22 protein-coding genes are annotated in these 24,650 nt (G+C 66.8%); 9 read left to right on the forward strand and 13 right to left on the reverse strand.

The window, feature by feature from the left end; translation table 11 throughout:
- The first annotated feature begins 81 nt into the window (after window positions 1–81).
- A complete protein-coding gene (locus ACP7AZ_RS16080; protein WP_426039630.1) occupies window positions 82–3,138 on the forward strand; it encodes a TonB-dependent receptor in 3,057 nt (1,018 codons plus the stop codon).
- 201 nt (window positions 3,139–3,339) lie between these two features.
- A complete protein-coding gene (locus ACP7AZ_RS16085; protein ID WP_426039631.1) occupies window positions 3,340–3,930 on the forward strand; it encodes a hypothetical protein in 591 nt (196 codons plus the stop codon).
- Between the two features lie 30 nt (window positions 3,931–3,960).
- Here ACP7AZ_RS16085 and metH read toward each other — a convergent pair whose 3' ends face one another.
- The 6 genes from metH to ACP7AZ_RS16115 form a co-directional block, all read right to left on the reverse strand.
- Window positions 3,961–6,627: a methionine synthase gene (gene metH, locus ACP7AZ_RS16090; protein ID WP_426039632.1), complete on the reverse strand. Its 2,667-nt coding sequence runs from the start codon at window positions 6,625–6,627 to the stop codon at window positions 3,961–3,963.
- The gene (locus ACP7AZ_RS16095) at window positions 6,627–7,709 is read right to left on the reverse strand and encodes a homocysteine S-methyltransferase family protein (protein WP_426039633.1); all 1,083 of its coding nucleotides are present in this window, start codon (window positions 7,707–7,709) and stop codon (window positions 6,627–6,629) included. The genes metH and ACP7AZ_RS16095 overlap by 1 nt, the downstream gene beginning before the upstream one ends.
- Window positions 7,706–8,659, reverse strand: coding sequence for a methylenetetrahydrofolate reductase [NAD(P)H] (metF, locus tag ACP7AZ_RS16100; RefSeq protein WP_426039634.1), 954 nt, complete (start codon window positions 8,657–8,659; stop codon window positions 7,706–7,708). Before metF ends, ACP7AZ_RS16095 begins: the two co-directional genes overlap by 4 nt.
- Window positions 8,659–9,636: an ArsR/SmtB family transcription factor gene (locus tag ACP7AZ_RS16105; protein ID WP_426039635.1), complete on the reverse strand. Its 978-nt coding sequence runs from the start codon at window positions 9,634–9,636 to the stop codon at window positions 8,659–8,661. Before ACP7AZ_RS16105 ends, metF begins: the two co-directional genes overlap by 1 nt.
- 52 nt (window positions 9,637–9,688) lie before the next feature.
- Entirely contained in the window at window positions 9,689–10,501 is an 813-nt protein-coding gene (locus ACP7AZ_RS16110; protein WP_426039649.1) for a DUF6065 family protein, read from the reverse strand.
- Between the two features lie 216 nt (window positions 10,502–10,717).
- Window positions 10,718–11,650, reverse strand: a complete 933-nt coding sequence (locus ACP7AZ_RS16115; protein ID WP_426039636.1) for a 2-hydroxyacid dehydrogenase — start codon at window positions 11,648–11,650, stop codon at window positions 10,718–10,720.
- Between the two features lie 111 nt (window positions 11,651–11,761).
- Here ACP7AZ_RS16115 and ACP7AZ_RS16120 point away from each other — a divergent pair, with 111 nt between their 5' ends.
- Window positions 11,762–12,181, forward strand: a complete 420-nt coding sequence (locus tag ACP7AZ_RS16120) for a protease inhibitor I42 family protein (protein ID WP_426039637.1) — start codon at window positions 11,762–11,764, stop codon at window positions 12,179–12,181.
- 127 nt (window positions 12,182–12,308) lie between these two features.
- Here ACP7AZ_RS16120 and ettA read toward each other — a convergent pair whose 3' ends face one another.
- The 6 genes from ettA to ACP7AZ_RS16150 form a co-directional block, all read right to left on the reverse strand.
- Window positions 12,309–13,976, reverse strand: a complete 1,668-nt coding sequence (gene ettA / locus ACP7AZ_RS16125) for an energy-dependent translational throttle protein EttA (RefSeq protein WP_425989557.1) — start codon at window positions 13,974–13,976, stop codon at window positions 12,309–12,311.
- Between the two features lie 121 nt (window positions 13,977–14,097).
- The gene (locus tag ACP7AZ_RS16130; protein ID WP_426039638.1) at window positions 14,098–14,742 is read right to left on the reverse strand and encodes an NrsF family protein; all 645 of its coding nucleotides are present in this window, start codon (window positions 14,740–14,742) and stop codon (window positions 14,098–14,100) included.
- The gene (locus tag ACP7AZ_RS16135) at window positions 14,729–15,307 is read right to left on the reverse strand and encodes a sigma-70 family RNA polymerase sigma factor (protein WP_426039639.1); all 579 of its coding nucleotides are present in this window, start codon (window positions 15,305–15,307) and stop codon (window positions 14,729–14,731) included. The genes ACP7AZ_RS16130 and ACP7AZ_RS16135 overlap by 14 nt, the downstream gene beginning before the upstream one ends.
- A gap of 40 nt (window positions 15,308–15,347) precedes the next feature.
- Complete coding sequence (locus tag ACP7AZ_RS16140; protein ID WP_426039640.1) at window positions 15,348–15,959, reverse strand: TIGR02466 family protein; 612 nt, start codon at window positions 15,957–15,959, stop codon at window positions 15,348–15,350.
- An 11-nt stretch (window positions 15,960–15,970) separates the two neighbouring features.
- A complete protein-coding gene (locus ACP7AZ_RS16145; protein WP_426039641.1) occupies window positions 15,971–17,236 on the reverse strand; it encodes an amidohydrolase family protein in 1,266 nt (421 codons plus the stop codon).
- 39 nt (window positions 17,237–17,275) lie between these two features.
- A complete protein-coding gene (locus ACP7AZ_RS16150) occupies window positions 17,276–18,028 on the reverse strand; it encodes a tRNA1(Val) (adenine(37)-N6)-methyltransferase (protein ID WP_426039642.1) in 753 nt (250 codons plus the stop codon).
- Between the two features lie 176 nt (window positions 18,029–18,204).
- Here ACP7AZ_RS16150 and ACP7AZ_RS16155 point away from each other — a divergent pair, with 176 nt between their 5' ends.
- On the forward strand, window positions 18,205–19,188 hold the full coding sequence (locus tag ACP7AZ_RS16155) for a polyprenyl synthetase family protein (RefSeq protein ID WP_426039650.1): 984 nt from the start codon (window positions 18,205–18,207) through the stop codon (window positions 19,186–19,188).
- Between the two features lie 170 nt (window positions 19,189–19,358).
- Here ACP7AZ_RS16155 and ACP7AZ_RS16160 read toward each other — a convergent pair whose 3' ends face one another.
- Window positions 19,359–20,564 carry a pyridoxal phosphate-dependent aminotransferase gene (locus ACP7AZ_RS16160; protein ID WP_426039643.1) on the reverse strand — a complete coding sequence of 402 codons (1,206 nt, stop codon included), beginning with the start codon at window positions 20,562–20,564 and terminating at the stop codon, window positions 19,359–19,361.
- A 102-nt stretch (window positions 20,565–20,666) separates the two neighbouring features.
- On the opposite strand from ACP7AZ_RS16160, the gene ACP7AZ_RS16165 reads away from it, so the two are divergent.
- From ACP7AZ_RS16165 to ACP7AZ_RS16185, 5 genes are all read left to right on the forward strand, one after another.
- Entirely contained in the window at window positions 20,667–21,386 is a 720-nt protein-coding gene (locus ACP7AZ_RS16165; RefSeq protein ID WP_426039644.1) for a TVP38/TMEM64 family protein, read from the forward strand.
- Between the two features lie 244 nt (window positions 21,387–21,630).
- On the forward strand, window positions 21,631–22,671 hold the full coding sequence (locus tag ACP7AZ_RS16170; RefSeq protein WP_303696059.1) for a rod shape-determining protein: 1,041 nt from the start codon (window positions 21,631–21,633) through the stop codon (window positions 22,669–22,671).
- A gap of 251 nt (window positions 22,672–22,922) precedes the next feature.
- Window positions 22,923–23,951: a rod shape-determining protein MreC gene (mreC, locus tag ACP7AZ_RS16175; RefSeq protein WP_426039645.1), complete on the forward strand. Its 1,029-nt coding sequence runs from the start codon at window positions 22,923–22,925 to the stop codon at window positions 23,949–23,951.
- A complete protein-coding gene (locus ACP7AZ_RS16180) occupies window positions 23,948–24,466 on the forward strand; it encodes a hypothetical protein (protein WP_303696061.1) in 519 nt (172 codons plus the stop codon). The genes mreC and ACP7AZ_RS16180 overlap by 4 nt, the downstream gene beginning before the upstream one ends.
- A partial coding sequence (locus ACP7AZ_RS16185) for a hypothetical protein (protein ID WP_426039646.1) occupies window positions 24,463–24,650 on the forward strand: 188 nt, incomplete at its 3' end. The genes ACP7AZ_RS16180 and ACP7AZ_RS16185, both read left to right, overlap by 4 nt.

Raw genomic sequence — 24,650 nt, forward strand, 5'->3', positions numbered from 1 at the left:
CACCAGTCCTGCGACAACTAGAGTCGCGCGATGACCAGTGGGTGCGGCGGAGGGCTGCGCCATCGTTTCAGGAGAACGATTTTGAGAATCCAATCCATTCGGCAGCGCATGCTCGCCACCACGATGATGGGCGGCGTAGCCCTCGCGGCTCTCGCAGCCCTGCCCGTGGTCGCCCTGGTCGCGCCGACCACCGCTCTGGCCCAGAGCCAGACCGGCTCGCTGCGTATCGCCGTGACCGGTGACAACGGCCCCCTGTCGGGCGCGACCGTGATGGTCAGCTCGCCGGACAGCCTGGTGCGCCGCTCCGGCGTGACCGACGCCGACGGCCGCGTCCGTATCGCTAACCTGGACCCCGCCACCAACTATACCGTCGCCGTCTCGGCTGCGGGCTATTCGGACTTCAGCGCCCAGAACGTCGCCGTCGTCACCGGCCGTGACCTGTCGCTCGGCTACGTGCTGATCGGCGGCACGGGCCCGTCGAACGCCAGCAACGTCGACGACATCATCGTGACCGGCACCTCGCTGGCCGCCATCGACGTGACCTCGGCCACCGTCGGCACCACCCTGACGCTGGACGTCGTGGAATCTCTGCCTACCGGCCGTAGCTACCAGTCGTACCTGCAGCTGATCCCGGGCGTGAAGCCGGGCGGCGGCAACCCCTCGTCGCGCTCGGGCGTCAACTATTCGGACGTCGGCGGCACCATCGGCACCTCGACCGACAACGTCTACTACCTGGACGGCGTGGACGTGACCGACCCGGCCACGGGCACCTTCGGTTCGAACTTCAACTCTGAAATCATTCAGGAACAACAGGTCATCGTGGGCGGCGTTCCCGCTCAGTACGCCGGTGGTTCCGGCCTGATCTCGACCGTCGTCACCAAGTCGGGTTCGAACGACTGGCACGGCTCGCTAAACTACTACCTCCAGAACGATGGTCTGGTCGCCAACGACCAGCACAGGACCTCGGGCGGCTTCAGCACATACGATTCGGCTGTCACCCTGGGCGGCCCGCTCCTGCGCGATCGCCTGTGGTTCTTCGGTTCGTACCAGAAGAAGCATCGTGAAGACGAAGTCCTGGATCCGACGACCGGCGCCGTTCGCCGTTCCGTCTCCAACGACTCCGAGCTCTATTTCGGCAAGCTCACCTGGCAGGTGACCGACGATGATCGGCTGAGCGCCAGCTTCTTCAGCGACCCGACGGAAATCTCAGGCTCCTCGAACCCGACGGTGCTGAACAATCGAGACCGCACCCAAATCCAGGGCGGCGACAACTACCGGTTCGACTACACCCGCACCTGGAACGACCTGCTGGTCAACGCCTACTACTTCAAGCACGAAGGCGAAGTCAGCCAGTTGGCGGCCGATCAATCGGTCCGGGACAACGTGACCTTCCGTGGGGCCGGCTCTACCCTGGCCCAGCGCTCGCTGGGCGGCTTCGGCTCGAACAGCGAAACCCATCGCGATCGTGCAGAGTTCGGTGTGAACCTGGAATACTTCCTGGACACGTCCTGGGGCACGCACACCTTCAAGGCGGGCTACACCAACTCGGAAAACACCTTCGCGAGCAACTCGACGGTTCCGGGCGGCGCGACCTTCACCTCGATCGCTCTCGCCAACTCCGGCGCGACCTTCCTGGACTACACCACTGCCGCCTCGGGCTGGACGGCTCGTCCGTTCGCCTCGACCGATGTGCCGCGGATCATCGCCGCTGCCGCAACCAATGCCGGCGCGCGCGCTGCGCTGGACACCGACAACAACGGCACGATCACGACGGCGGAAGTGAACGCCTATCGATTCACCAATACCGCGGGCAACCCGTACGGTAACGTCAACGCCTACCGCGCTGTGCGCTCGGTCAATGCGCCTTACTCGGTGCAGAGCAAGGGCCAGACCGCCTACTTCCAGGACACCTGGACGTTGAACCAGTTGACCGTGAACGCCGGCGTTCGCGCCGAGGAGTGGTCGCACTACAGTTCTGGCGGCGACAAGCTGTTCACGTTCGAGTGGGAACTAGCCCCGCGCCTCAGCGTGGTCTACGACCTGTTCGGAGACGGTCGCTCGAAGATCTTCGGCTTCGTCGGTCGCTACTACGACCCGATCCGCAATGACATGACCAACTTCGCGGGCAACCTGTCCGGCCCGATCACGGACGAGCAGATCAACATCGCCGGCAACTGGGTCACGTTCCGTACCCGCGGCGGCGCCGTTGTGCCGGACTCGGTCTTCGGTCCGTCGACCAAGACGCCCTATACCGACGAGTTCCTGATCGGTTACTCGACGACCTTCGGCTCCGACATCGGCCTGACCGTCTCGGCCACCCGTCGTCAGACGCGTGACATCTTCGAGGACTACGATCTGGCGATCTTCTCGGATCCGAACGCCCGTGCGATCGACGGCGACCCTGTCGATCCGAGAGCCTCGGGCGTCGCCTTCCCAGGATCGCCCTTCTACCTGCCATACTCGTATTTCGGCTTTACCAGTGCTCCCAATGCCAACTACATCCTGGGCACTCTGGCTGGCGGCGAGCGCAACTACACCGGCTTCGAAGTCACTCTGACGAAGTTCAAGACCGACAACTGGAACGGTCAGCTGTCGTACACGTACAACGATGCTGAAGGTAACACGAACTCGGACGGTAACGCCGACTTCCAAGGCGACGTGATCTTCCTCGATCCGCGTGCCCCGAATACATACGGACCGCAACCGGGCAATATTGAACATCTGTTCAAGGCCTATGGTTCGTACGACTTCGACTTTGGCCTGCAGATGTCTGGTGTGTTCAACTGGAACAGCGGCGCGATCTACACGCCAGCTCAGTCGGTCAGCGGCCGTTACTTCGCCCCGCAAGCCTCGACTACCTCGGTGTTCGGCGGCGTGCAGGAATACTATCTGTTGCCAGGTGGTATCGGTTCGGAAACCGGACCGTCCTACGCCACCTTCGACATGCGCCTTAAGTATGTGAAGGATCTGCCGATCGGTGAAGCCGAGTTCTTCCTCGACGTCTTCAACGTGCTGGACCAACAGTCCGCCACGGACGAGATGAAGCTGATCAGCGGCGACGGCGTCTATCGGTTCCAGGAGGCAAACGCGTGGGTTGCCCCCCGCCGCGCCTACCTGGGCGTCCGCTACTCCTTCTAAGCGAAACTGAAGGGATGCCGGCCTCGGGCCGGCATCCTACGGGCTTCGGCCCGACTGGTTATGACTGCATGAGCATGACTGGGCGGTGGATCATCAGGTCCGCCGCCCTTTTTTTCAGGCAATCGGCGCCGCAGAAAAACCATTGCGACGCTTCAGGCGTTGGGTGGGGCGATACCCCTGAACACAGATCACGGACCGTCCATGCGCCTTCGTCTTGCCGCCTCGCTCCTCGTCCTGGCCCTCGCCGTTCAGTCCGGGGCCGCGGCGCCCGCCTTCGCTCAACAGGATGACGGCCCGGTCGTGACCGCCCGCGATGCCGGAGAGAGCGTCGATGCGCTGCGGGTGCGCGAGGCCATCGCCTTTGAGACGCCCCTGCCGCGCGGCGCGCCGGAACAGGACTATCCGCTGGTGGCCTGGTGCGCGGCCCTGGTGGAGGGCCATATCGCGCTCGGCCGCAGCCTGACGACCGCGGACGATCTGGATCGCGAAATCATCCGTCTGGGGGGACTGGAGGCGGCGGACTTCCGCGACGCGCTTCGCGCCGGTCAGGGCCGGCAGACCCCCGCGACGCTCGCCGCCGCCCGCGCGTCCGAGGCGGACGCTGCAGCCAAATGGGTTCCCTTGCAGGCGCAGGAGGACGAACGCGCCCGCAGCGAGGCCTTCGGCCTGTTCTTCGGCCTGCCGGGCCGCTGCGAACACGCCGCGCGGCGGGTGCGTGAGAACATCACGACCCCGCCGGTGACCCTGGATCAAGCCGGTCTGGATGAGGTGGGCGTACCGAAGGCGGAGTAACGCCCTTCTCCCGCAAGGGGAGAAGGATCCTCAGGCCGCCGCAACCCGCGGCGCGGCGCCCGGCTCGTAGTTCAGGATCGGCGACAGCCAGCGTTCGGCGGTTGCGACGTCCCAGCCCTTGCGGGCCGCATAGTCCTCGATCTGATCCAGATCGATCTTGCCGACGCCGAAATAGTGGCTGCCGGGGTGGCCGAAATACAGGCCCGAGACCGAGGCCGGCGGCGTCATGGCGAAGCTTTCGGTCAGGGCCATGCCGGCATTCCGTTCGGCCTGCAACAGGCGAAACAGGGTGGCCTTCTCGGTGTGATCGGGCTGGGCCGGATAGCCGGGCGCAGGGCGGATTCCCTGATATTTCTCCTCGATCAGGTCCTGGATTGAAGCCGTCTCATCGGCCGCGTAACCCCACAGCTCGGTGCGGACCTCCTTGTGCAGCCGTTCGGCGAAGGCCTCGGCCAGGCGGTCGGCGAGGGCCGAGGCCATGATGGCGGAATAGTCGTCGCCGGCGTCCTTGAACCGCTTCGAGGCTTCCAGTTCGCCATGGCCCGTGGTGACCGCAAAGGCACCGATATAGTCGTGACCGGTCTCGGCGACGAAGTCGGACAGGGCGAGGTTCGGCTTGCCGTTCGATTTCCTGATCTGCTGGCGCAGGGTGTGGAAGCGGGCGATTTCCTCGGTCCGGCTCTCGTCGGCATAGACGGCCACGTCGTCGCCCACGGCGTTGGCGGGCCAGAAGCCGACCACACCCCTAGCGGTGAACCATTTCTCGTCGATGATCCGCTTCAGCATCTCCTGCGCGTCGGCGAACAGGTCCTTGGCCGCCTCGCCGACGATCTCGTCCTCAAGGATCAGCGGATAGCGGCCGATCAGCTCCCAGCTGGCGAAGAAGGGCGTCCAGTCGATGTGGTCGGCGAGGTCCTGCAGGTCCCAGCTGTCGAAGGCCTTGACGCCGATGAAGGACGGCTGGCCCGGCATGGTCTGGGCCGGGTCGATCCGGAACCGGTTCTCGCGCGCCTGGGTCAGGGTGGCGCGCGCCTTGACCTCCTGGCCCCGGGCGTACTGCTCGCGGATGCGGATGTACTCGTCGCGCGTAATGGCCTCGTTCTTCGCCCGCTCGGTCTTGGACAGGAGCCCTGAGACCACGCCCACGGCGCGCGAGGCGTCGACGACATAGGTGGTCGACCCGGCGGAATAGCCGGGCTCGATCTTCACGGCAGTATGGGTCCGGCTGGTGGTGGCCCCGCCGATCAGCAGGGGGATGTCGAAGCCGCGCCGCTGCATCTCGCGCGCGACGAAGACCATCTCGTCCAGTGACGGGGTAATCAGACCCGACAGGCCGACGATATCCACCTTGTGCTCGATCGCGGCGTCCAGGATGCGGTCGGCCGGGACCATGACGCCGAGGTCGATGACCTCGTAGTTGTTACACTGCAGGACCACGCCGACGATGTTCTTGCCGATGTCGTGAACGTCGCCCTTGACCGTCGCCATCAGGATGCGGCCCGCCTGTTCGCGCGGCTTGCCGGCCTTCTCGGCCTCCATGAAGGGCTCGAGGTGGGCCACGGCCTGTTTCATCACGCGGGCCGACTTCACCACCTGCGGCAGGAACATCTTGCCCGAGCCGAACAGGTCGCCGACCACGTTCATCCCGTCCATCAGCGGGCCTTCGATGACGTGCAGGGGGCGGTCGAACGACAGGCGAGCCTCCTCGGTGTCGGCGTCGATGAAGGTCGTGATGCCGTTGACCAGGGCATGTTCGATCCGCTTGCCGACGGGCTGGTCGCGCCACTTCAGATCGACGACGCGCGCCACGCCCTTGTCGCCCTTGTAGTTGGGGGCGAGGTCGACCAGCCGTTCGGTGTTGGAGACATTGGTCCGCTGCGGGCGATTGAGGATCACGTCCTCGACGGCCTCGCGCAGGGCCGGTTCGATGTCGGTATAGACCGGCAGGTCGCCGGCATTGACGATGCCCATGTCCATGCCCGCCGCGATGGCGTGGTACAGGAAGACCGAGTGGATCGCCCGGCGCACGGGTTCGTTGCCTCGGAAGCTGAACGAGACGTTCGACACTCCGCCCGAGATGCGGGCGTAGGGCAGGGTGGCCTTGATGACCTTGACCGCCTCGATGAAGTCGACGGCGTAGTTGTCGTGCTCCTCGATCCCCGTCGCCACGGCGAAGATGTTGGGGTCGAAGATGATGTCCTCGGCCGGGAAGCCGACCTCGTCGACGAGGATGCGATAGGCACGGGTGCAGATCTCGATCTTGCGCGCGGCGGTGTCGGCCTGGCCCACCTCGTCAAAAGCCATGACCACGACGGCGGCGCCATAGCGCAGGCATTTGACCGCCTGTTCGCGGAACTCGGCCTCGCCCGCCTTCATCGAGATCGAGTTGACGATAGGCTTGCCCTGGACGCATTTCAGGCCCGCCTCGATGACCTCCCATTTCGACGAGTCGATCATCACCGGCACGCGGGCAATGTCGGGCTCGGCCGCGATCAGGTTCAGGAAGGTGATCATGGCCTGCTTCGAGTCGAGCAGCCCCTCGTCCATGTTGATGTCGATGATCTGCGCGCCTGCCTCGACCTGTTGGCGCGCGACGGTGAGGGCGGCGGAGTAGTCGCCGTCGATGACCAGCTTCTTGAATTTGGCCGAACCGGTGACGTTGGTCCGTTCGCCGACGTTGATGAAGACAGGGCGCATCAGGCTACCAGTTCGAAAGGCTCGAGACCCGACAGGCGCATCGCCACCGGCCGCTCGGGGATTTCCCGCGTCGGCAGTTTCGCGACCGCATCCGCGGTGTGTTTGATGTGGTCGGGCGTCGTGCCGCAGCAGCCGCCGACGATGTTGACCAGACCGGACGCAGCCCATTCCTCAATCGAGTGCGCGGTCTCGTGCGGCTCCTCGTCGTACTGGCCCATCGCGTTGGGCAGGCCGGCATTGGGGTAGGCGGCGACCAGGGTATCGGCCACTCGTGATAGCTCGGCGATGAACGGCCGCATCAGGTCGGCCCCCAGCGCGCAATTGAAGCCGACGGCGAACGGCTTGGCGTGGCGCACGCTGTTCCAGAAGGCCTCGGCCGTCTGGCCCGACAGGGTCCGGCCCGAGCGGTCGGTGATGGTGCCCGAGATCCAGATCGGCAGGGCTTCCATGCCCTCGTCCTCGAGGTCCCTGATCGCCTTGATGCAGGCCTTACAGTTCAGCGTGTCGGTGATGGTTTCGATCAGATACAGGTCGACACCGCCCTCGTTCAGGGCGCGGATCTGGTGGCGATAGGCGTCATAGACCTGGTCGAAGGTGACCAGGCGCGCGCCTGGATCGTTCACGTCCGACGACATCGACAGCATCTTGTTCAGCGGCCCGATCGAACCGGCGGCGAAGCGCGGCTTGTGCGGCTGCTTCTCGGTCCAGCGGTCAGCGGCGGCGCGGGCCAGTTTCGCACCCTCCAGATTGATGTCCCAGACCGCCTGTTCATCGAGCTTGTAGTCGTCCTGGGCGATGATTGTGCCGGAGAAGGTATTGGTCTCCGAGATGTCTGCGCCGGCGGCGAAATACTGGTCGTGAAGGTCGGCGATGACATCCGGGCGGGTGATGCACAGGATGTCGTTGTTGCCCTTCATCTGGTCCTTTTCGTTATAGCCATTGGCCTCGACGAAGCGGTCGCCGCGGAAGTCGGCTTCTTCCAGCCCGACGCGCTGGATCATCACGCCCCACGATCCGTCGAGGACGAGGATGCGTTCCCTGGCCGCCTTGTGCAGGGCGGCGATGCGTTCGGCGCGGGTCATGCGGCGGCCTTCTGTTCGCGGACGCCGAGGACGCGGCAGATCGCATAGACCAGGTCGGCGCGGTTCAATGTGTAGAAGTGGAAGTCAGAGAAGCCCTCTTCCTGCAGACGGGCGCAGGTCTCGGCGGCGACGGAGGCGGCCAGCAGCTTGCGGGTCTCGGGGTCGTCGTCGAGGCCTTCGAAGTGGGCGGCCAACCAGCCGGGCACAGAGGCGCCGCACGATCCGCACATCCGCACCAGGCCGGCGAAGTTCGACACCGGCATGATCCCGGGGATCAGGGGGATGGTCACGCCCGCCGCCCTCACCCGGTCGTGGAAGCGCAGGAACGCGTCGATGTCGAAGAAGAACTGGCTGACCGCGCGGGTCGCCCCGGCGTCGATCTTGGCCTTCAGCACGTCGATGTCGTGGTCGATGGACGGGCTTTCCGGATGCCGTTCCGGATAGACGCCGACGGTGACGTCGAAGCCGCCGACGCGGCTGATCGCCTGGGTCAGTTCGGTCGCGTTGGCATAGCCGTCCGCGCGCGGCTGATAGGTGCCGCCGATGCCGTCCGCGCCCGGCGGATCGCCGCGCAGGGCCACGATATGGTTCACGCCGATGGACTTGTAGTCGCGGATGACCTCGTCGACCTCGCTACAGCTGGCGTCGACGCAGGTCAGGTGGGCGGCGGGCTTCAGCGTCGTCTCGGTCAGCATCCGCTGCACGGTCCGGTGGGTCCGCTCGCGCGTCGAGCCGCCGGCGCCGTAGGTCACGGACACGAACTCGGGGTTCAGAGGCTCCAGCCGGCGCACCGCCTGCCACAGGGTCTCTTCGGCCTTGTCGGTCTTGGGCGGGAAGAACTCGAATGAGACGCGCACCGGATTGGCGTTCTGGCCCGCACGGGCGACCGGTCCCAGCGGCGACAGCAGCAGGGCGCGGGCCTCGGCGAGCGGAGAAACTGTAGCGGCCATCAGGCGAGGTTCCTTAGGGCGGGGGCCCTTGATGCGACGGCGGGTCGTGTCGCGGTCCAGATGGTGACGGTCAGCCCGGCCGTGTCGGGGGGCAGGGCGATGGAGGCGGAGGCGTCCAGGCCGGCCTCGGCCAGCCAGCGCCCGATCTCGTCGTCGGCGAAGCCCAGCCTGCGATGCTGGTGCTCCTCGCGCAGCCGCTCGAGGTCATGCGGCGCGAAATCGACGATCAACAGCTTGCCGCCAGGCGACACCAGCCGCGCCGCCTCGGCCACCGCAGCACCCGGATCGGCGAGGTAGTGCAACACCTGGTGCACCAGCACCAGATCCGCCGAACCGGCGGGCAGTCGCGTCGCGAAGATGTCGCCGTGGCGCAGCTCGACCTTCTCCAGCCCCGCCTTGACGACATTGGCCCGGGCGATGTTGAGCATGTTCTGCGACAGGTCGAGGCCGATCGACATCTTCGCCTTCTTGCCCAGCAGCGTCAGCATCCGGCCCGAACCGGTACCCAGGTCGACGACCCGTTCGAACGGTCCCGGCCCAGCGGCGCGCTCGATCGCGCTCTCCACCGCCGTCTCGGACACATAGAGGGAGCGGATGTGATCCCAGCTCGGCGCGACCTGCTCGAAATAGGCGGCGGCGGCGGTGGCCCGCTCGTCGCGCACGGCCTCCAGCCGCCCGTGATCCGCCTCGCCCTCGCCGTCGTCCAACAGGTCCAGCACCGTGTCGATCAGCCGCCGGGCCAGCAGCTCGTGCGAGACGCGGTAGAAGACGCGGGCGCCGTCCGGGAATCGCTCGATCAGGCCGGCGTCGGCCATCAGCTTGAGGTGACGCGACACGCGCGGCTGGCTCTGCTCCAGCACCCGGCCCAGCTCCATCACCGACAGCTCCTCGCCGGCCAGCAGCGACAGGATGCGCAGACGCGTCGGCTCACCAGCGGCGCGCAGGGCTTCGACAGTCTGATCGGCGGTCAGCGACATAGGATAATCATATAAGGATATCCTTATATGATGTGAAGACGGAAACCGTCGGTCAGGCCTTCCTCGTCGCGGTCCACGTCCTGAACCCGACGTGCGCCTTCGACGGCGGTGCGGGTTCCGCCGACGGGGCGTCGGGCAGGGGGGCAAGGCGGCGCTTGTTGACGTGTTCGACAGGCGCCTCGGCGATCCTGTCGGGGAACTCGCCGCGGAAATAGAACCGCTGCCACGCCTGTTTGATCGCCTCCGGATCTCCGGCGGCCATACGGGTATTAAAGTCGGTCCGCACCTCCGACCATTTCCGGTACTGCAGCGCCAGATCGCCCTCGGGGTCCATGCTGGCCCGGACGGGGACGAAGTCTTCGACCCGCCGATGCTGGATCGGCTGCAGGAAACAGAATGGCTCGTCCTTCTCGAACCGGATCACGCCGGGCGCGGTAAAACGCCAGTTCATCGTGAACGGATAGGGCAGCCAGTCGGTCTCGGTCAGACCCTCCAGCGCCTGGATCCCGTGCTTGAACCGGTTCGGCACGCCTGAGGCCCGCATCGCCCACCCCGGCGGCGTCCGAAACATCCAGCCGGTGTGAAACGTCAGCACCCCTTCGGTGAAGTGCGAGGCCGCGAAATGATCGAAATGAAGCGCGTCTGCATCAGGCCGGAAGGTGATCGAATCCGCCCCCATCCGACCGTCCCACTCGGCCTCGAACCCGAACGGGCACAGCAGCTCCCACCCCGTCGTGTTGGCCATGGTCAGCGGCAGGCAGCGATAAGGATGCCGCCCCGCGAATTCGTCCATCCAGTCGCGTTCGGGCCGGCCGGGAACCATGCGCGGCGGGTCGTCCCGCATCGGATAGCATTCCAGCGTCAGGGCTGTGGTCTGAGCGTCGGCGGCTGCGTCGGTCAATGCAAATGATCTCTGAGAGAGGATAGCGGCACCTTATCCATCCCGTGCATCCCCGCGAAGGCGGGGACCCAGTTCTTTTATGAGGCAGGATGTTTGGGGGCAGTGCTGCGCATGGCCGGGGGAGAGGCCAAAACCTGGGTCCCCGCCTTCGCGGGGATCCACAGGAAAAGAGCATGCTGACTAGCTGCGAACTACCGGCGTGACCAGCGGCTCTCCAGCAACGGCGGCGGCGAGGTTCCGCATCAGCAGCACCAGCATTCCCTGCACCGCCTCCGACGTCGCGCCCCCCGTATGCGGCGTCAGCAGGAGATTGGGCACGTCAGCCCAGCGCGCCGCCGGCGTCGGTTCGGTCTCGAACACGTCCAGCGCCGCCTGGCCCAGTCGGCCGGCCTTCAGCGCGTCGATCAGGGCGTCCTCGTCCACCAGCGAGCCGCGCGCCACATTGACCAGCAAACCGTTCGGCCCCAGGGCCTCGATCACTCCGGCCGAGATCAGCCCCCGGTTGGTCTCGTCCGCGCGACAGGCCACCACCAGCACATCGCTGTCCCGCGCCAGTTCCAGCAGCGACCCCGCGCGCGGCCAGGGCGAGTCCTTCGCCCTCGGGCCCCACCAGGCGACGGGACAGCCCATGACCTCGACCCGTTTCGCCACCGCCTCGCCGATCAGACCCAGGCCGACGATGCCGACCCGCCGCCCCTTCATCGACGGCGTGATCAGCCGCTCGTCCATCGTCCATCCGCCGGCCCTCAGCGTCCGGTCCCCGTTCACGATCTGGCGCACCGAGCCGAGGATCAGCCCCAGCGCATGGTCGGCCACATCCTCGTGGTTCACCGCCGGGGCATGGGTCACGGGCAGGGCCCGCGCCGCGCACCAGCCCAAGTCGATGCCGTCGTAGCCTGAGGTGAAACAGGCGATCAGCTTCAGATTCGGCAGCCGCTCGATTACCGCCGTGTCCAGCGGCGCCTCGCCGAGTACGACCGCCGCCTCGATCAGCCCCTGCGCCTCCACCGGCGGATGCTCCCACAGCCGGTGGACGTTGTAGGCGCCCTCCAGCACGGGCGTCAGCAGCCCGAGCGGCGAGTGCATGATCAGGATGTGCGGGCGATGGGGCATCCGTCCAACCTAGCCACCGAGCCGCCGCATGCAAATGCCGGCTGCTTCCCGACTGGTCTGTCACCAGTTTTAGACATTTGACTTTGTCCGGCAGGAGACGAGGATCGCGCCATGACCAGTGTGCCCAGCCTGATGATCGCCTCCGTTCTCGTACTCGCCGCCTGCAACGCGGGCCCCGGCGAATCCTCATCCGCGGCCGTCGCTGCGACCGGCGATGTGCTGGGGGTTCGCGATGGGCGCACGACGCTGGCGGTCGGCCAGACCCTCCTGATCGAACTGCCGAGCAACAGCACCACGGGTTATCGGTGGCAGGTCGCGGAGACCCATGATGACCTGCTGCTCCCGGGCGCGCCCTTCGGAGACGAGGTCACCGATCCCCATTCGGCCGGCATGGTCGGGGTCGGCGGCGCCACGTCGTGGCGTTTCCGCACCGGACGACCGGGCACGACCACCCTGACCTTCACCTACAGCCGTTCATGGGAAACGAACGCGCCCGCCGAGACAGCGACCTACAGGATCACGGTCCGCTGACACCGGCAGGGACAGGCTGCCGCTGGCCGCCCGGGTCCTGATGCCGATCCTGCTCCAGATATCAGCGAGAGCCTGATTCACGCTTTCGACAGAAGCGCGGAGCGCTTCCGTCTCAAACGACCAGGCTCTAGCGCCCGAACTTCTGGAACTTGATCCGGTGCGGGATCAGGGCGTCGGTGCCGAGGCGGCGCTTCTTGTCTTCCTCGTAGGCTTCGAAGTTACCCTCGAACCATTCGACGTGGCTGTCGCCCTCGAAGGCCAGGATGTGGGTCGCCAGCCGGTCCAGGAACCAGCGGTCGTGGGAGATGACCACGGCGCAGCCCGCGAACTCCTCAAGGGCCTCCTCGAGGTTCTGCAGCGTCTCGATGTCCAGGTCGTTGGTCGGTTCGTCGAGCAGGATCAGGTTGCCGCCGGTGGCCAGGGTCTTGGCCAGGTGGACGCGGTTGCGCTCACCGCCCGACAGCTGCCCGACCTTCTTCTGCTGGTCGCCGCCCTTGAAGTTGAAGGAGCCGACATAGGCGCGGGTGTTGATCTCGCGCTTGCCGACCATCATCACATCGGTGCCGCCCGAGATCTCTTCCCAGATGGTCTTGTTGGCGTCCAGGGCGTCGCGCGACTGGTCGACGTAGGCCAGCTTGACCGTCTCGCCGATCTTGATGGAGCCGCCGTCAGGGGTTTCCTGGCCGGTGATCATGCGGAACAGGGTCGACTTGCCGGCGCCGTTGGGGCCGATGATGCCGACGATGCCGTTGGGCGGCAGTTTGAAGGTCAGGTTGTCGAACAGAAGTTTGTCGCCATAGGACTTGTTCAGCCCCTCGACCTCCAGCACCACATTGCCCAGACGCGGGCCGGGCGGGATCTGGATCACGGCATGGGTCTGGGCGCCGCGCAGGTTCTCCTGCTCGGTGACCATCCGCTCATAGGCGGCCAGACGGGCCTTGGACTTGGCCTGACGGGCCTTGGCGCCCGAGCGGACCCATTCCAGTTCGCGGGTGAGGGCGCGCTGGCGAGCCTCGGATTCCGAGTTCTCCTGCACGACGCGCTTCTGCTTCTGCTCCAGCCAGCCGGAGTAGTTGCCCTCGTAGGGAATGCCCTTGCCGCGGTCGAGCTCGAGCGTCCATTTCGTAACGAGATCAAGGAAATAGCGGTCGTGGGTGACCAGGATTACACAGCCCGGGAAGGCTTCGAGATGGTGCTGCAGCCAGGCGACGCTTTCGGCGTCGAGGTGGTTGGTCGGCTCGTCCAGCAGCAGCATGTCGGGCTTTGACAGCAGCAGGCGGGCCAGGGCCACGCGGCGCTTCTCACCACCGGACAGGTTGGTTGTCTCCCAGTCGTCGGGCGGGCAGCGCAGGGCGTCCATGGCCATCTCGATGCGGCTGTCGATGTCCCAGACATCACCGGCGTCGATCTTTTCCTGCAGGGCCGTCATCTCGGCCATCAGTTCGTCAGTGTATTCCTCGGCCATCTCGCCGGCGATGGCGTTGAAGCGGTTGACCCACTGCTTCTCTTCACACCAGGCCTCGACGTTCTCGCGGACGTTCAGGCTGTCGTCTAGGTGAGGTTCCTGCTCCAGATAGCCGCGCTTGATCCCGTCGGCGGCCTTGGCCTCGCCGGTGAACTCCGGGTCGATGCCGGCCATGATCTTCAGCAAGGTAGACTTGCCGGAGCCGTTGACGCCGACGACGCCGATCTTGGCGTCGTTGTAGAAGCTCAGCCAGATGTTCTCGAAGATCTTCTTGCCGCCGGGAAAGGCCTTGGTCAGGCCCTGCATCTGGAAAATATATTGCTGCGCCATGAGGTGCGGTGCGCCCTGTCGTTCAAATCGAATGGGGAGGTAGGCGCGGGATGTAGCGACCGCCGCGCCGAAGGGCAAACCAGTAGGCCGTCCAGAGGGCAGATTGAAGGCGCCGCGACGATTACCAGCGGAACACGAACCGTCCCGCGATCGCGCCGCCGACAACCGCCATTCCCATGCCGAGCGAATACCAGACGGCGACGAACGGTGCGGTGTGTTCGGGGCAATGCAGACCGTAGAGCGTCGCGGCCAGACCCGCCGTCAGCAGGCCGGCAGCCGCCCCCGCGAGGGTCGGCCGGGTCGGAGCGAAGGCTCGCGCGGCCCAGAACACGAACGGCGCGGCCAATGTGCTCAGCAGCAGGATGTTGGGGGCGCAGACCCTGGCTGAATCACCCATCAGGGCGGGCATCCGCTCGGGCATCGGCATGGTGATGATCTCATAGGTCGCCAGTCCTGCGACGCCCAGCAGAAGCGCGATCAGCGCGATCAGGGGCGCAGCGGCGCTCGCGCCCGGTCTCCCCAATCGGGTGAGCAGCCAGAAGGCCGTCACCGCGAGAGCCGAGGTATAGGCGGCCTTGGCCCAGAAGGCCGGACCAATCATGGCGGATGCCAGATCGCTGCGAAACCCAAGCCACAGGCCGACGCCCGCGACCACCATCAGGGCGGCGGGAATCATACACAGCAGGATGTTGCGTTCGATCTGGCGGTTGCCGGACGGCGGCAGGTCCACCGACAAGGCGTCGATCAGGTCTTCAGTCTTCATCATAGGCGGTCCCGGCCGTCTCGGCCGTGGCAGGTTGGGGGGCGTAGCGGGCGTTCAGCGACTTCAGCGAGCGGTGGATGCTGACCTTGGCGGCGGTCAGGGTGTATCCGTGGTTGGCGGCCGCCTCGGCGACGCTCAGGCCTTTCAGGCGGACATCCTCGATCAGTCGGCGCTGGCGCGTCGGCAGCAGGGACAGGCAGCGCGACAGGTCGGCCTGGGTCGCGCCGTCCTCGACCGTGTGATCGGCGAACAGCTCCGACGCCTCGTCCAGGGAATGGGTCGGACGACGACCCTGACGGCGCAGGTGGTCGATCAGCTTGTGCCGCGCGATGGCAAAGGCCCATCCGGTGAAGGCCTGGTTTCGGTCCCACGTGGTCCGCTTGGCATGGATGGCGATCAGGGTTTCCTGCACCAGATCCTCGGCGTCGGCCCCCCCGCCGAACAACCGGCGTGCGAAGAAGGGTCGAAAATGAGCGCCCAGATCGGTCAGCAGCACGCGCCACGCGCCTGCATCGCCATCGAGGCCACGCAGCATCAGGGCGCGAAGGTGAGCTTCTCGATCAGACACGGTCGTCCTCTGTTCGCCGGGCTCACAGTCAAAGTTACATTCAGGCGTAGTTGAAGCTGATCGAGATGCGGTCGGCCTTGGCCGCGTTCATCGGCACCTCGTGGCGCAACCAGCTTTCCCACATCAGCACCGTGCCGGCCCTTGGAGCGAGGTAGACGAAGGGCTGCTCCGCCTCGGACGCCTCCGGATCGACCGAGGGCCGGGCCATCATCATCGGCAGACGCGGGTCTTCCAGCTTCAGGGCCGAAGCGCCGTCCGGGACGTCGACATAGACGGTACCAGACAGGAAGGCGTGCGGGTGGATGTGGCCGGAGTGGGCTCCGCCGGGCTTCAGGATATTGACCCACATCGTGTCCAGCCGGGGCTTCCGGGCCAGGTCGAAGTTCAGCCCCCGTGCATAGGCCAGGGCGTGTCGGTCCAGATGTTTCTTGAGTTCCGCGAACTCCGGCAGTCGGTGGGGCAGATCGTTCAGCGAACCGTAGGAGGTGTAGCCGCGATAGCCATGCGCCTTGCACCAGGCGCGACCGGCGCCGTCCTCGACCGCCAGCATGCGGCAGGCCTCGGCCAGTTCGACGTTGAAATCGTCGAAGCCGGGTACGGCGGCGAGCGAAGCTTCATAGACCTGGGTGACGAAGAGGGGGCGCAGGGACATGGGGCAGGCCTCTAGCGCGCTGCGGTCCTCTCGTCGCGCGCGATCTGGCCGTCCTTGATCACCAGTCGCACCGCGCGGACGGCGGAGATGTCGGCGGTCGGGTCGCCCTCGACGGCGACGAGGTCGGCCAGCAACCCCGTCCGCACGGCGCCCCGGTCGGTCAGGTCGAAGATGGCGGCGTTGCCCGATGTGGCGGCGATCAGGACCTCGGCGGCGGTCATGCCCTGGGCGGCCATCAGCTCCATCTCCAGCGCGTTGTTCCCGTGCGCATAGACGCCGACGTCGCCGCCCATGCAGATCTCGACCCCGGCTGCGCGGGCGGCGGCGAAGGCGGAACGCTTGGTCAGGACGTTCTGCGGCGCGGGCTCGACGCCGTTCCAGCCGCGATAGCGGGTGATCTGGTCTGTAGCGGCGAGGGTGGGGCACAGCGCCACCCCGTGTTCGGCCATCAGGCGGAAGATTTCCGGCGTTCCCGCGTCGCCGTGCTCCAGGGTGTCGGCGCCGGCAAGGATGGCGCGGCGCATGCCCTCGGCTGTGCCGGCGTGAACGGCGACCTGGCGTCCGGCGGAGTGGGCGGCCTCGACCGCCTCGGTCAGTTCGGCCTGGGAGAAGGTCGGACGGCTCGGCTCGCCCGGGCCCCAGCGGTAGTCGGCATAGAGTTTCACCAGGTCGGCGCCCGCCCCGATCTGGCTGCGGACCACGCGGACCAGGTCTGCGCCATCGGCCTCCTCGGCGCCCAGCGGGACCTCGACGCCGGGTTCGAAGCCTTTCGGACCGTAGGCGCCGGTGGCGACAATGGCGCGTGAGGCGATGAGCATGCGCGGGCCGGGCACGATCCCCTCATTGATCGCGCGACGCAGACCGGCGTCGGCATAGCCCGCCCCCTCGGTGCCGAGGTCGCGCACCGTGGTGAACCCGGCCATCAGGGTGGCGCGGGCGTGGTTGACCGCCCGGGCGGTGCGCAGGGCCAAAGGCTCGTGCAGCACCTGATCGTCCCAGGACGTCTCGTTGTAGGGGTGCAGGAACAGGTGCGAATGTCCCTCGATCAGGCCCGGTATCAGGGTCTGGCCGGGCAGATCGATGACGCGGGCGTCGGCGGGAGCCCGTACGTCCGGCCCTGCAGCCTCGATCCGGTTGCCGCGCACCAGCACCGACCAGCCCGTGTGGGGCCGGGGATCGATCCCGTCGAACACCCGGTCGGGCCTTAGCAGCAGGGCCTCCTGAGCTTGAACGGGCAGGGCGAACAGCAGGGCGACGAGGGTCAGGATCAGGCGCATGAGGCACTCAAGCGCGGGTGAGGCGTGGCGGCAAGCCAATCACCATCCCAGATCGGCCTCGCCCCTCAGGATCATCTCGGCCTCCGGCGCATGCTTGGCCCCCGACCGGTCATGCAGGACGAGAGCAGGCAACAGCCTGAGCGGAGCCTTGCCGGAGCGGATCGCGTGGATCAGCACCCGTTTGGCCGGCTGATCCGCATACGGCTGCACCGGCCGGATCGCGAACGAGCCGCATCGTTCGCCGAGCAGGGCCAGCAGGTCCGCCAGCCGGTCGGCTCGGTGAATGACGACGATCCGGCCCCCGTCCCGCACCCCGTCGCTCAGGAATCGCGTCCAGGCGGCCAGCCCGTCGTCGGCGATCCAGGCTCCGCGCTTGGCCGGCGCCGGCGTCCGCAAGGTCGCCTCGTCGTCGAAGAAGGGTGGATTGGAGATGGCCCAGTCGAAACGTGGTCGATCCAGTGCGGCGAATCCTGCGGCGATGTCGGCGTTGAGCACCGCCATTCGATCCGCCAGATGGTTCAGCGCCGCGTTCTCGACCGCCAGTCCGGCCGCCGTTGCATCGCGCTCGACCCCTGTCAGCAAAACGCCTGGCCGCCGGAGCGCAAGCTGCGTCAGCACGCCGCCTACGCCGCATCCCGCTTCCAGCACCCGTTCGCCCGGCTTCGCGGGCACGGCGGCCGCCAGCAGGGCGGCGTCCATGCCCGCACGATAGCCGTCGGCGGCCTGGATCAGGCGAACCTTCCCATTCAGCAGCAGATTCGCCTGGGGCGGAGGCAACGATGCGACGGTCACGCGGCTTGACCCTTCATGGCGCGGTCACCATTGTCCGCCGGAACGCGCGGCGGCAAGTCGTCGTTGCGCCGATGCGATGCGATCTCCCCGTGCGTCGTGGTTTTTGAGAGAGTTTTCCGTTGGACGCCGTCACTCTGACCGCTCCCCGCGCCAAGGCCCCCCGGGCCCAGGGCGACGTGGACGCCCTGGCCGCTTTGGCCAGGGTCGATATGGCCGCGGTCGATGCGCTGATCGTCGCGCGCATGCAGTCGCCCGTGCCGGTTATTCCCCTGCTGGGCGAACACATCATCGCGGCCGGCGGCAAGCGCCTGCGCCCGCTCCTGACCATCGCAGCCGCGCGGGCCGCCACGGCCGCCTCGGCGGACGTTGATCTGGCCAATCCGGTGAAGCTGGCCGCCTCGGTCGAGTTCATCCACACCGCCACCCTGCTGCACGATGACGTCGTGGACGGGTCCGAGCGCCGCCGCGGCAAGGTCGCGGCGCATCTGATCTGGGGTTCGCCGACCAGCGTCCTGGTCGGCGACTTCCTGTTCGCCCGCGCCTTCGAACTGATGGTCGAGACCGGACAGCTTCGCGCGCTGGGCATCCTGGCCCAAGCCTCCAGCGTGATCGCCCAGGGCGAGGTGCTGCAACTGACCCGCGCCCACGACCTGAACCTGGATCAGGAAACCTATCTGCGGATCATCTCGGCCAAGACCGCCGAACTGTTCGCCGCCGCCGCCGAAGCCGGCGCCGTGGGCATCGGCGCTGACGAGAAGACCACCTCGGCGGTCCGGTCATTCGGTTTGAGCCTGGGTCTGGCGTTCCAGCTGGCCGATGACGCCCTCGATTACGGCGGCTCGTCCGAGGTCCTGGGCAAGAACGCCGGCGACGACTTCCGCGAGGGCAAGGTGACCCTGCCGCTATTGCTGGCCGTGGCCCGCACGCGCGGCCGGGAGGACGCCTTCTGGGAGCGCACGATCAACAAGGGCGAGCGGACCGAAGACGATTTCCGCCGTGCGCGCGAACTGATCGTCGGCACCGGTGCCCTGGCCTCGACGCTGGACGCCGCCGACGAATACGCCGACGCAGCCAAGGCGGCCCTCGCCGTCCTGCCCGCCAGCCCCTGGCGCGACGCGCTGGCAGGCCTGGCGGACTTCGCGGTCAGCCGCGCGGCCTAACCTGGATCGTCTCCTCCCTGCGCCGCAGGCGTGGGGAGGCGGCTCGTAGCGAAGCGGAGAGACGGAGGGGTTCTTGTCTTGCGGACACGAAAACCCCTCCGTCAGCCCGCAAGGGCTCGCCGCCACCTCCCCATCCGCCAAGCGGCGAACGGGGAGGAGACATAGAGGCTCTAGCGCAGCGAGGCGGCGAACCTCTGGATCCGGTTGCACGCGTCTTCCAGCACCGGTTCCGAGGTCGCGTAGCTGATGCGGAAATAGGGGCTCAGGCCGAACGCCGCGCCGTGGACCACGGCCACGCCCTCGGCTTCCAGCAGCGCGGAGGCGAAAGTCTCGTCGCTGTCGATGACCGTTCCAGACTCTGTTTTTTTGCCGACCAGTCCGTGGATCGACGGATAGACATAGAAGGCGCCCTCCGGGTTCGGGCAGCGTATGCCTGTCGCCTGGTTGAGCATCGATACGACCAAGTCGCGACGGCGTTCGAACGCCTTGCCGCGCTCGGCGATGAAGTCCTGCGGCCCGTTCAGGGCCTCGACGGCGGCTGCCTGGCTGATCGAGGAGGGGTTCGACGTCGTCTGGCTGGCGACCTTGCGCATCAGGTCGATCAGGGCCTTGGGACCGCCCGCATAGCCGATGCGCCAGCCGGTCATGGCATAGGCCTTGGACACGCCATTGACCGTCAGTGTGCGGTCATAGAGGTCCGGCGCGACCTGAGCGATTGTCGTGTATTCGAAGTCGCCATAGGTCAGATGCTCGTACATGTCGTCGGTCAGGACCCAGACCTGGGGGTGACGACGCACGACGGCGGCCAGGGCCTCCAGCTCGGCCCGGGTGTAGGCGGCGCCGGTTGGGTTCGACGGCGAGTTGAGGATCAGCCACCGCGTCCGGGGCGTGATCGCGGCTTCCAGCACCTCGGGGCGCAGCTTGAAGCCGTCCGACTCCTCACCCGTGACGAAGACGGGTTCGCCGCCCGCCAGCAGGACCATGTCCGGATAGGAGACCCAGTAGGGCGCCGGCACGATCACCTCGTCGCCCGCGTTCAGCGTGGCGACAAAGGCGTTGTAAATCACTGGCTTGCCGCCCGAGGCGACGTGAACCTGCGCTGTCGTGTAGGTCAGGCCGTTCTCGCGGGCGAACTTGGCGACGATCGCGGCCTTCAACTCCGGCGTGCCGTCGACGTCGGTGTATTTCGTCTCGCCGCGCTGGATGGCGGCGATGGCGGCGGCCTTGATGTTGTCCGGGGTGTCGAAGTCCGGCTCGCCCGCGCCCAGGCCGATGATGTCGCGACCGGCGCGCTTCAGCTCCCGGGCTTTCGCGGTCACCGCGAGGGTGGCGGATGGCTGGACGCGGGCGAGGGCGGTGGACTGGAGGTCTGACATGGCGATTCCCGGGGAGAGGCCCGTTCCTTTACGCAGTCGCGAAAGACGGATCAAACAGTGAGGCTCGCGCACGCGCCGCTACAGGTGCTAAGCCGACGGTCCATGAAGGGCATCCTCGACTTCATCCTGAACATGGAGGCGCGGCGCTGGCGGACGGCGCTGGCGGCGGCCCTGTTGCTCGGCGCGACCGTGGGTCTGCTGGCCCTCGGCAAGAGCCAGTTCGGGCTGGCGGCTGAGGAAAACCTGGAGGGCTGGCTGCAAGGGTATCGCGGCAGTCCCTGGGCCTTTGCCGCGACCGTGGCCCTGTTTGTGATCGCAGCCTTCATCGGGGCGCCCCAGTTCATCCTCATCGCGGCCTGCGTCGTTGCCTTCGGGCCGTCGTTGGGGTTCTTCTACAGCTGGGCGGCGACGGTGGCGTCGGCCGGCGTGACCTACTGGCTGGGACGAGGTCCCACAGCGCGGATGCTGGACCGGTTCGGCGGCGCGACCCTGGACCGTCTGAAACGGTTCGTGGGCAAGAACGCCTTCTACGCCAGCTTCATGATCCGCAACGTGCCGTCCGCGCCGTTCATCGTCGTCAACATGGCGTTCGGCGCGACCCGCGCCTCCTTTCCCGCCTTCCTCGCGGGATGCGCCCTCGGCGTCCTGCCAAAGACTTTGCTGGTGGCCTTTTTTGGAGGCGCGGTCGTGGCCGCCGTCAGCGGCGACGGAGTTTGGACCTCGCTGATCCTGGCGGCCGTCGCGGTGGTTGCCGTGGGGCTGATGCTGGGCGTGCGCGAGCTGGTGAAGCGTCGCGAGCGAGCGGGCGGCGCAGGGGATTGATCTCCGCCGATCCGACGGCGCGGAACCCCAAGCGGGGCCGTAACCTGGTCGTGATCGGAAGCGCGCGTTCGAGCCGCATCGGGGCTTGTATTCGCCTGCCCATGCGGGCAAACGGGCCACGACCGGTCAGGCGAGGACGATCAGGAAATCCGTTGCGTATGGGGATACGCGCCGGATGGGGCGTCGCCGGAACCGGTCCAACTGCAGCGCCTTGAAGGCCCCAACCGAACGGTATTCGACCCCCATGAGCTTCTCCCTCTTCGGCGCCATCTCGAACGACATCGCGATGGACCTCGGGACCGCCAACACCCTGATCTACATGAAGGGCAAGGGCATCGTTCTGAACGAACCGTCCGTGGTCGCACTGCGCAACGTTGGTGGACGGAAGATCGTTCACGCCGTGGGTATAGAAGCCAAGCAGATGCTGGGCCGCACACCGGGCCACATGGAGGCCATCCGCCCGATGCGCGACGGGGTCATCGCTGACTTCGAAGTCGCCGAGGAGATGATCAAGCACTTCATTCGCAAGGTTCACAACCGCAAGGGCTTCGTGAACCCCAAGATCATCGTCTGCGTGCCGTCGGGCGCCACGGCGGTCGAGCGTCGCGCGATCAACGATTCCTGCCTGAACGCCTCGGCCCGCCGCGTGGGCCTGATCGACGAGCCGATGGCCGCTGCGATCGGGGCCGGCCTGCCGATCCACGAGCCGACCGGGTCCATGGTCGTCGACATCGGCGGCGGCACGACGGAGGTCGCCGTGCTCTCGCTGTCGGGCATCGTCTATTCGCGTTCGGTTCGCGTCGGCGGCGACAAGATGGACGACGCCATCATCAGCTACATGCGCCGCAACCATAACCTCCTGATCGGCGAGACGACCGCCGAGCGCATCAAGAAGGACATCGGCACCGCCCGAATCCCGGCCGATGGCGAAGGCCTGTCGATCGAGGTCAAGGGTCGCGACCTGATGCAGGGCGTGCCCCGCGAGGTCCGCATCTCCGAGCGTCAGGCCGCCGAGGCCCTGGCCGAGCCGGTGTCGCAGATCATCGAAGCCGTGAAGGTCGCTCTCGAAGCCACGCCGCCGGAACTGGCCGCCGACATCGCCGACAAGGGCATCATGCTGACGGGCGGCGGCGCTCTGCTGCGCGGCCTGGATGCGGAAATCCGCGATCACACGGGCCTGCCGGTCTCTGTCGCCGACGATCCGCTGTCGTGCGTGGCCATCGGCTGCGGTCGGGTTCTCGAGCATCCCCGGTGGATGAAGGGCGTGCTCGACTCGGCCCTTTGATCCTCCCTGACGGGGGGAGCCATCGATGACGAACTGGTGGAGGGGCTCCGTCCCTGACATCGAATTCTCGCTTGAATGCTCCGTCTCTTCGCTTCGCCTGGAGCCACCTCCCCCCGGCGGGGGCAGGATTCAGCAAATCCTTGTGATTCCGGCCTAATCGCCAGTTTCAAAGTGGATCGGTTTTTGCGATAGGCTGCATCCAGCGGCGGGTGGCGTCCCGCCGATTCTGACCTCTATTGGAAGGCTAGGCCGTGGCGTTTCGCGACGGACCGTTCGAGTCGCTGAAAGTGCCGCTGGCGTGGACCGCCGCGGTCGTGACCGTGGTCGCCATCATCGCATCGATCCTGATGATCCTGGGGGACCGTCGCCACGATACGACGGTCGAGGCCTACGGCCCCGTACGCGCGGGCTTCGACGCCGGCGCTGGCCCCGTGAACGGCATCCTGGCCTGGCCAGTGCGCTGGGCGGGCAATGCCACCGACTATGTTAAGGGCTATTTCTTCGCCGTGTCGGAGAACCGCCGTCTGCGCGCCGAACTGGAAGACCTTAGGCCCTGGCGCGACCAGGCCATTGCCCTGAAGAACGTCAACGGCCGCTACGAAGCCATGCTGGGCCTGCGGACCGAGCCGCCCGTGGCCATGGCGACGGCGCGTTCGATCTCGGAATCGCGCGGACCCTTCATCAATGCCCGCCTGCTCGACGCCGGCACGTCGAAGGGCGTGCGCATCGGCAATCCGGTGATCAACGAGGACGGGCTCGTCGGGCGTATCGTCGGTGCGACCGGAGGGGTCAGCCGCATGCTGCTGCTGACCGACGTCGCCAGCCGAACTCCGGTTCTGATCGATCGCACCGACGCCCGAGCCATGCTGACTGGTGACGGTTCGGGCAATCCGCGTCTTGAGTTCGTGCGCGGTCAGGACTCGGTCCAGGCCGGCGACCGTATCCTGAGTTCCGGCGACGGGGGCGGCTTCCCACGCGGCCTGCCCATCGGGGTCGCCGCCAAGGGCATCGACGGGTCGTGGCGGGTCAAGCTCTTCAGCGACCGGGGCGCCGTGGACTACGTCCGTGTGCTTCTGTTCCAGGATTTCGGCCAGCTGGTCACGCCCGATGCCCTGAACGCGCCTCCGCTGGCCGGTCTGGGCGCGGCCCCGGTCCCGACCGCAGCGGCTGCCGCCGCCATCGGCGACGCCGCCGCACGCAGGGACCGCGCCGCAGCGGCCGCCACTCCAGCCACAACGCCGACCGTTCCGTCCCCCGCGCCGGCGAGGCCCGCCGAGTGAGACGCCAGGTTGCCATGCGGGTGGTCGGGCCGACCCAGTGGGTCTTCTATCCCGCACTCGTCGCGATCGCCCTGACTGTCCTGCTGGCCACGCCGGTCGAGCTGTTCGGTCTGAAGCTGCCCGAGCCGGTCCTGCCGCTGATCCTGGCCTTCGCCTGGCCGCTGATCCGTCCGTCGATGATCGCGCCCGCAGTCCTCTTCGGCCTGGGTCTGTTTCTGGACATGTTCTGGGGCGGGACCCTGGGCCTTTGGCCGCTGTGCCTGCTGTCGGTCTATGGCGTCGTCCTGGCCTCCCGGAACCTGCTGGCCGGTCAGGAGACCCAGATCCTGTTTGTATGGTACGCGTTGTGCGCCCTGGCGGCCTTTATCGTGGCCTATCTGGTGGTCACACTGGATGCAGGCCGGGCGCCCAGCCTGTTGTCCCTGCTGGGACAGGTCGTGCCGACCCTGCTTCTTTTCCCTGCAGCCGACTGGATGATCCAGCGGTTCGATGATGGCGACGTGCGGTTCCGATGAGTGGCGAACCTTCGATCTTCTTTGCCGATGTGAACGAGCGCCAGGGCTCGTTCCTGCGCCGTACCTTCGTGGTCGGCGGGCTGACGGCGCTGGGCGTTACGGCCCTGACCATCCGACTGGCCCAGCTTCAGGTCGTGCAGGCGCAGGAGTATTCGACCCTCGCCAGCCAGAACCAGTTCAACTT

The organism is Brevundimonas sp. DC300-4, from assembly GCF_049897365.1.
Classification (GTDB): Bacteria; Pseudomonadota; Alphaproteobacteria; order Caulobacterales; family Caulobacteraceae; genus Brevundimonas.

Coding starts and splice junctions, on each gene's coding strand:
- ACP7AZ_RS16085 (WP_426039631.1), top strand. CDS start 3,340: ATGCGCCTTCGTCTTGCCGCCTCGCTCCTCGTCCTGGCCCTCGCCGTT.
- metH (WP_426039632.1), bottom strand. CDS start 6,627: ATGCGCCCTGTCTTCATCAACGTCGGCGAACGGACCAACGTCACCGGT.
- ACP7AZ_RS16095 (WP_426039633.1), bottom strand. CDS start 7,709: ATGACCCGCGCCGAACGCATCGCCGCCCTGCACAAGGCGGCCAGGGAA.
- metF (WP_426039634.1), bottom strand. CDS start 8,659: ATGGCCGCTACAGTTTCTCCGCTCGCCGAGGCCCGCGCCCTGCTGCTG.
- ACP7AZ_RS16105 (WP_426039635.1), bottom strand. CDS start 9,636: ATGTCGCTGACCGCCGATCAGACTGTCGAAGCCCTGCGCGCCGCTGGT.
- ACP7AZ_RS16115 (WP_426039636.1), bottom strand. CDS start 11,650: ATGCCCCATCGCCCGCACATCCTGATCATGCACTCGCCGCTCGGGCTG.
- ACP7AZ_RS16120 (WP_426039637.1), top strand. CDS start 11,762: ATGACCAGTGTGCCCAGCCTGATGATCGCCTCCGTTCTCGTACTCGCC.
- ettA (WP_425989557.1), bottom strand. CDS start 13,976: ATGGCGCAGCAATATATTTTCCAGATGCAGGGCCTGACCAAGGCCTTT.
- ACP7AZ_RS16130 (WP_426039638.1), bottom strand. CDS start 14,742: ATGATGAAGACTGAAGACCTGATCGACGCCTTGTCGGTGGACCTGCCG.
- ACP7AZ_RS16140 (WP_426039640.1), bottom strand. CDS start 15,959: ATGTCCCTGCGCCCCCTCTTCGTCACCCAGGTCTATGAAGCTTCGCTC.
- ACP7AZ_RS16145 (WP_426039641.1), bottom strand. CDS start 17,236: ATGCGCCTGATCCTGACCCTCGTCGCCCTGCTGTTCGCCCTGCCCGTT.
- ACP7AZ_RS16160 (WP_426039643.1), bottom strand. CDS start 20,564: ATGTCAGACCTCCAGTCCACCGCCCTCGCCCGCGTCCAGCCATCCGCC.
- ACP7AZ_RS16165 (WP_426039644.1), top strand. CDS start 20,667: ATGAAGGGCATCCTCGACTTCATCCTGAACATGGAGGCGCGGCGCTGG.
- ACP7AZ_RS16170 (WP_303696059.1), top strand. CDS start 21,631: ATGAGCTTCTCCCTCTTCGGCGCCATCTCGAACGACATCGCGATGGAC.